Origin of the sequence: Streptomyces sp. M2CJ-2, from assembly GCF_016757295.1 — a bacterium.
Lineage (GTDB): Bacteria > Actinomycetota > Actinomycetes > Streptomycetales > Streptomycetaceae > Streptomyces.
In genome coordinates this window covers 1-1,342 of sequence record NZ_JAESIF010000232.1, presented here as the reverse complement: position 1 = coordinate 1,342, position 1,342 = coordinate 1, and the positions used below count along the sequence as shown (strand labels likewise).

The window sequence follows — 1,342 nt, the reverse complement described above, 5'->3', positions numbered from 1 at the left end:
GGTGCGGGCGCAGGTGGTGTCGTGCTCGCGGCCCGGCCGGACCGGGGAGACCCAGATGGGCCAGCCGTCCGGGGCGGCGATGACCTGCACGTTCCCTCCGTGGTGCTTCTGAGGTTGGCTTCTCGGGGTGACAAATAGTGCAGATGGGTGTATTCCAGCGGCATGCGCTATCCCGATGGCGGCGGTCTGACCGCGAAGCAACGCGCTCAGCGGGAGCGGGTGCGGTTCGAGGCCGCCGAGATGTTCGCCCGGGGCGTCCCGCCGCCCGAGGTGGCCAAGCGGCTGCGGGTCTCCCGGAAGTCGGCCTACGCCTGGCACGCACGCTGGCGCGAGGAAGGACAGGACAGCCTTGCCTCCAAGGGGCCCAGCGGCTTCCCCAGCCGGATGCGACCGCAGTGGCGGGCCTGGCTGGAAGCGGAGCTGGAGCGTGGTCCCGCCGCTCACGGCTGGAGTGAGGACCAGCGCTGGACCCTGGCCCGCGTGGCGACCGTGATCGCCCGCCAGTTCCACGTCCGGTTCAGCCTCAAGCATGTCTCGCGCATCCTGCACCAGATGGGCTGGACCGTGCAGACCCCCGTGCACCGGGCCGCCGAACACGATGAGCAGGCCGTGGCGACCTGGGTCAAAGAGGTCTGGCCCCGCGTGGGAAAACCGTGAGGAACCGGGATGCCTGGCTGTGCTTCGAGGACGAGGCCGGGCAGAGCATCAGGCCGCCCAAGGCGCGTACCTGGTCCCGGCGCGGCCGTCCGCCGGTGGTCAGGGTCAGCGGCAAGGGTTCCGGACGGGTCTCCCTGGCCTCGATGCTGTGCACCAGGCCCGGCGCCCGCACTCGGCTGATCTACCGGATGCTGGTCCAGCACGCCGGGCGGAAGAAGGAGAAGAAGGGCTTCAAGGAGCCGGACCTCGCGGCGCTCCTGGATGCGGCGCACGCCGAGCTCGGTGCGGAAATCGTGCTGCTGTGGGACAACTCCACGCAGCACACCGACCGTGCGATGCGCGACCTGCTCAGCAAGCGCTCCTGGTTGACTGTTTTCCACTTCCCGCCGTACAGCCCGGAGTTGAATCCGGATGAGGGCGTGTGGTCGAACCTGAAGGGGAGTCTGGGCAACCTGGCAGCATGCACCACCGGCGAGCTCGCGGCCCTCGCCCGGACCCGGTTGAAGAAGATGCAGTACCGGCCCGAGCTCCTCGACGGGTTCATCGCCGAGACCGGACTGGCCCTCGCACCGCCGTAGAGATCGATGTCACCCCGAGAAGCCAAGCTCAGTTGTGTTTGCCGGACCACCACAGGTCGGCCTTGTTGGGGCCGGCGGCGGCCACGCGGTCGGTGCGGATGACAGTG

General features: G+C 69.3%; 2 protein-coding genes and 1 pseudogene. 2 read left to right on the top strand and 1 reads right to left on the bottom strand.

All coding sequences use genetic code 11. The annotated features are described in order from the left end of the window. A pseudogene (locus JL475_RS39015) lies at positions 1-105 on the bottom strand (transposase family protein); the annotation flags it as partial. Positions 106-162: 57 nt separating this feature from the next. Here JL475_RS39015 and JL475_RS39010 point away from each other — a divergent pair. Next, positions 163-657, top strand: coding sequence for a winged helix-turn-helix domain-containing protein (locus JL475_RS39010; RefSeq protein WP_202282928.1), 495 nt, complete (start codon positions 163-165; stop codon positions 655-657). After that, the gene (locus JL475_RS39005; RefSeq protein WP_202282927.1) at positions 654-1,235 is read left to right on the top strand and encodes a transposase; all 582 of its coding nucleotides are present in this window, start codon (positions 654-656) and stop codon (positions 1,233-1,235) included. The genes JL475_RS39010 and JL475_RS39005 overlap by 4 nt, the downstream gene beginning before the upstream one ends. Positions 1,236-1,342: the final 107 nt, after the last annotated feature.